Source organism: Microcystis sp. M165S2, from assembly GCF_020245885.1.
Taxonomy (GTDB): Bacteria; Cyanobacteriota; Cyanobacteriia; order Cyanobacteriales; family Microcystaceae; genus Microcystis.
Genome location: NZ_JADBTZ010000088.1, coordinates 1 through 5,195, shown reverse-complemented (window position 1 = coordinate 5,195; position 5,195 = coordinate 1). Strand labels below are relative to the sequence as shown.

Below are 5,195 nucleotides of genomic sequence, written 5' to 3'. Positions count from 1 at the left end.
TGAGTTTATGTTTTAACACCCCGTCCTGATGGATTCCCGACTCGTGTGCGAAAGCGTTAGCACCGACGATCGCCTTATTCGGTTGCACGATCATGCCGGTAAGATTAGAAACTAGGCGAGAAGTGCGATAGATTTCCTTGGAAGGAATTGTATAATCAATTTTGTCTAAATACCTATAGGGGATAATTTTATGTCAGAAGCCAGTCAGCAAACATTTACCCAGATAGTTGGCTCTAATACAGGTCAGATACAGGCGATCGCAGCAGGAGGCAATGTGACTGCTACTCAGCAGGGGGCTTCAGGTGGGACGAGTGAGCAAATAACTCAAGAGCAGGCGGTAGAGATACTAGATCAGATTGAACAATTGCTAAAAGCTTCTCCTTTGCCGTCAGAAGTGGTCTCCAAAGCCACTGAATATACAACAAACGCCAAACAGGAAGCCAACGAAGAGAAACCAGAGCAATCAATCATTATCAAGCAGCTTGAGCGGGCAACTTCCGTTATTAAAAAACTCGATACGACGGCAGGAGCAACTAAGGATTTAATCAGCAAGTTAAGACCCCTTTTTGTCAAGTTAGCGGCTTGGCTGGGAGTAGCCATTAGCCATTTCTGGGGATGAAGTAAGAGAATGAGCAAGCGATCTCCTAAATTCAACCCTCAACAGCCTTCTGACAGTCAGAACATCGCTCAGGATGTTGGGCATAATGAAGGCAGAATGCAGGGCGTAAATGCTGGTAAAAATGCCTATGTAACTCAAGGGGATAATAGCTCGATTAATATCTTTCATATCCTTCATCTTTCTCAAGGTGGCTACAAGAGCCGGACTTTATACGGAATATTGGGGGTAACTATTTTGATTGTTATCGCGGGTGTGGGATCGGCTTGGCAGCAGCACCAACAGGTTAAAGAAGAAAAATCTATGTACTCTCTTTTGTCCCAAAGTATTACTCCACAAAATGCAGAAATTATCGTTGCCAAACTGCCTGATTACTTAATGAGTGCTGACGATCGTCGACAGAAGGGAGAGGGAGAAAAAACCATTGCTGACTACCGCCAGATCTTGACAATGGCTAATCAATTGAAACAGGAAATCACAGAAAATCCCCAAAGCTTTCCGGGGATTGTTTCAAAAACAACTCAACTTGAGGAAATCTCGCAAAGGGCCGAGTCATCTTTGGCAGAGGTAATTCGTCAGCATCGACTCCCACTCCTCCAAACTCAACTCAGCAATCAGGATTTTGGCGAACAGATAGAAAATGATGCTTCCAAGAAAGAAAATCAATACACGGGGGCATTGCGAACAACTTATGAAATTTTAATGGGTAACTGGGGAGTCAAGGCTGACCGTAATAATAGTGGAGTGCTAGATGAAGGGGAAGAGGATGCTTTTCCTTGTGAAACTCTCAAAAAAATTGAAGAATTATGGCGTAAGTTTACCAATAATAATTGTGGCTGGTATGGCTCTCAGGATATACTTGCACCTGAATGTCGGGAACTCAATGGACATACTCTCAGAAGTGTCTTGATGTATCCTCCTGCTCTTCCTGAACTAGAAAACAGATTAGAAGAGTGTAAAATTTTTAAAATTTACCTCCCCAAAATAAGTAGAAATCATTGATCATAAGTCTATTCCTCAAAAGCTATGAATAAATCTCAACCGAGAATACTACGAATCATCGCCAGCTTTCTGATTCCTTTATCTACTCTAATTCCCACCCCCAGCAGTTACGCTGAAATCCCTGATTCTGCGGAAGTAACGCAAATTATCGGGCCAAACTCTCTAGGGATTCGCCGCCGTCGTGGGGGGGATTACGACCCTGTTAGTCAAGGAACGATTATGAAAATTTTAGATAAGTTAGACATTCCCAGTAGTGGTCGCACCTATGCTAAATTAGAGTTCTACAATAAGTCTAATCTACCGATGGGACTGGCGGTGCAGGCCAGCATTAAGAATAACTTGAGAACTTCCTATTATTTCCCTTGCTTGGTAGAAACAAAAGATACTTTTATCATTGAATGGACTAATCCCAAGACGACGAAACGGGGATGTGCAAACGGCTTTAAAGTTCGTTCTGGTAGTCGTCGCAATACTAACTTACCAGACAGTAATCAATTTTTTACTTTTGCGTCAATTAAACAGTGGTTGATGGGACAGAAATCTCCTAGCAGTTGGCGATATTGTACTGTGGTTGATGAAAGGGGGCGTGGTTGGCTGGGAATCTCTCAATTTCGTTCTAATCCCTGTGAGAAACCTCTCCAAGAATGCGAAGCAACTGGAAAAGGAAATTGCGTGAGGTTAACCTTTGATTATTGGGAGACAGAAGATTCAGAATTAACGGCTTCAGTTTCCTGTGCTAATAACCAGGAATTTATCCTTAAGGAATCAGGTTTAGCGATGAAGGAAAGGGTGGAACAAATTTGGCAAGAAGCTAAAGCTAAGGGAGCAACTTTCTGTGGGTTGCAGGTTTTTAGCCATGAAGATACGATTATCGAACCTTCAAGGATTGAAGAAATTAATCGGGTTGAAATTGGGAATATTGACCCCTGTTTAACTTTTCGGATAAATGAGGGTGAAGTCAGGGTAAGGTCAGTTAAAAAACCTGAAGGAGTTTCCATTAAAAAAGGCGACCAATATCAGTATTGTCTCGACCAGCAAGTTGATTCCAATTATCAGTTTGATGCTTCTGTCGAGTCAATTGATATGCAAATCTTCCTAGCCCGTAGTCGTGGTTATGAATTCTGTGACCGACAGCAGGCAAGTGGCGGACAAGAAGGAGATGTTAGAAGGATTCAACTAACGGCTAATCAAGGAGAAATCCGCCTTGATTATGAGATGTACGGGATTCCAGATAGGCTACGGGTTATTTATGAAAATCGGGAACTGGTTAATACCGGATTTGTATCGGGTAGGAAAAGTTTATCTATTCCTTTCAGTGGTAATTCTGGTCAGGTGACTGTGGAATTAACTGGCAATATAGAGAAATCAGGAACTCAATGGAATTACACTCTATATTGCCCTCAATAGGACTTTCCTTAACTGGAATTTTTCAATCTTTCCTGAATTTCTCGGTGTTTCTTGACCCCTTCATAAGCGTAGCGATCATAGCCGTTATTATGAATCATTTTTTCCAGATAACTTACTCTCTCAACTGGGGCCGGATGAGTTGAAAGATAATTAGTAGGCGCATCTCCATGTAGCTTTTTAAACGTAACAGTTAAATTACGCAGTCCATCGGCAGCATAGCCCGAAAGTGCCAAAGACCTGGTTCCCAAAATATCGGCTTGGCGTTCAGCTTCTTGGCTGTATTGTGCGCTGACTACGGGGGAAACTCGGTCGAGGAAAGGGACAATTTGACTTAAATTACCCAGTAAATTAGCCTGAGCCGTTTTTAAAAAACCATGAGAGAGAACAGCATGGGCAATTTCATGTCCCAATAAACCAGCGAGTTCTGCTTCAGAATTGGTCTGCAAAATAGCTCCTGTATTGATAAATACCTTGCCACCTGACAGGGCAAAGGCATTGATTTTGCTATTTTTGACAACGTAATATTTATAGTCAAAATCTCGTCCCATGTAAGAGGTGATTCTGGCAGCTATTCCTTTGATGTAGTTGAGGACTTCTCCATCCTCTACCAATTTTCCTTCTTTTTCATATTTTCCAGCAAACGCCGCCGCCATTTGTTCTCCAAAGGCAGATTCTCCTTGAATCATGAGAAAAGCCATCTGAAACCCAGAAATGACTTGATAGGGGTTTTGATTCAAGCCACCCGCCAATACCCCTATCACTGTACCCACAACCGTCTGTCCGATTAATTGTTGCTTGACTTTGCTTTCAAATTTTTTCAGATAGTTGTCGGCGAGTTGGGCAAATTCAGTGGCTTCCGGATAGTCGTTATAGACTAAAGAAAATTGACGAGCGGCAATGGAGGCTTCTAAAAGCTTTTCTTCCGCTGCAAAAACCTCAATTTTCTTTCTGAGCAAATCTGGGTTATCGGGATACAATTCTGTCAATCGTTCTAGAATTTGGCTGGCAGTTTTAGCCTGTCCTTCTTGGGCATATTGAGCGCAAAATTCAGATTCTCTCAAACAAAAATCAACCAGGGTTAGCTGAGCAGGAACGAATTGTGGATAACTTCTGGTGAGACCAATCAGATTAAAGAAAATTTTGCTTTTAAAGGCATCGGAATCTTGTTCCATTCCCTCCTGTGCTTGTTGCCAAAGTCTTCGTCCACCCCCTAGTTCTTCAATCTCATAGACTGGGTCGGGGATTTCGGTGGCAGTCTCGTCCGAATTGGCAAAGTCCGGCTTACATTGGCGATAAAGTTCTTTGGCTTCCTTTTTCTTTCCCGCTTGGTAGAGTTCGTCTGCTTTGGTCATGGTGGCAAAGCAGTCGCTGGTAGCGGCACTTTGGACGGGAGGTAGGTTTAGTAGTACGCTAAGGCTGAAGAACAAACTCAGACCGACGGCTACCCATTGAAATTTTTGGATTAGCTTCATAGTTTTCTGGGCTTTGTTGAATCAAGAGATCAATCAAGAAGAAATAGATACTTTTTGAAACTTTAGATAATAGAACTCGACTGGAATCTATCTAGACTTGTAGCATTTCTGGGGTTTTTTCCTTCTGCTGCAGTGCGACGTGGAGACGGTTTAAGGCGCTGACGTAGGCACGAGCGGAGGCGACAATAATATCGGTATCGGCTGCGCGAGCAGAATAGGTGCGTCCTTCGTAACGGAGACGGATAGTCACTTCTCCTAAAGCGTCGATTCCCTCGGTAACTTCTCGCACCGAGAAAGAGATTAATTCGTTAGGAATCTGCACCACTCGATCGATCGCTTTGCAGAGAGCATCTACGGGCCCTGTACCAATGGCCGCATCGGATAACTCGCTACCGTCGGGAGTGCGAATCGTGACCGTGGCCGTGGGTCTGGCGTTATTGCCACAGGATACTTGTACTAATTCGAGGCGGAAGTGATCGGGAACCGTATCGATTTCATCGTTAACAATCGCTTCTAGATCGCGATCGGTGATTTCCTTTTTGCGATCGGCCATTTCTTTAAACTGGATAAAAGCGTTATTAAGTTCCGTTTCCGAAAGTTCAAAACCCAATTCCTGTAAACGAGAGCGAAAAGCGTTGCGGCCGGAGAGTTTACCGAGAACGATCTGATTATGGGTTAAACCGATCGATTCTGCATCC

At 43.3% G+C, this 5,195-nt stretch carries 5 protein-coding genes and 1 pseudogene; 3 read left to right on the top strand and 3 right to left on the bottom strand.

All coding sequences use genetic code 11. The features are described from left to right. A pseudogene (locus IM479_RS22985) lies at window positions 1–148 on the bottom strand (homocitrate synthase/isopropylmalate synthase family protein); the annotation flags it as partial. A gap of 42 nt (window positions 149–190) precedes the next feature. On the opposite strand from IM479_RS22985, the gene IM479_RS04920 reads away from it, so the two are divergent. From IM479_RS04920 to IM479_RS04910, 3 genes are read left to right on the top strand one after another with little or no spacing between them, the layout of a single operon-like run. Beyond that, window positions 191–619 (top strand): hypothetical protein, encoded by a 429-nt coding sequence (locus IM479_RS04920; protein ID WP_287687002.1) that lies wholly within the window; start codon window positions 191–193, stop codon window positions 617–619. A gap of 9 nt (window positions 620–628) precedes the next feature. Continuing rightward, the gene (locus IM479_RS04915; protein WP_287687000.1) at window positions 629–1,618 is read left to right on the top strand and encodes a hypothetical protein; all 990 of its coding nucleotides are present in this window, start codon (window positions 629–631) and stop codon (window positions 1,616–1,618) included. 24 nt (window positions 1,619–1,642) lie between these two features. Then, on the top strand, window positions 1,643–3,025 hold the full coding sequence (locus IM479_RS04910) for a hypothetical protein (protein WP_287686998.1): 1,383 nt from the start codon (window positions 1,643–1,645) through the stop codon (window positions 3,023–3,025). 8 nt (window positions 3,026–3,033) lie between these two features. Here the strand turns inward: IM479_RS04910 and IM479_RS04905 are convergent, their stop codons facing one another. Beyond that, window positions 3,034–4,497 (bottom strand): M48 family metalloprotease, encoded by a 1,464-nt coding sequence (locus IM479_RS04905; protein WP_287686996.1) that lies wholly within the window; start codon window positions 4,495–4,497, stop codon window positions 3,034–3,036. Between the two features lie 91 nt (window positions 4,498–4,588). Then, window positions 4,589–5,195: alpha-isopropylmalate synthase regulatory domain-containing protein (locus IM479_RS04900; protein WP_287686994.1), on the bottom strand; the 607-nt coding region annotated here is incomplete at its 5' end.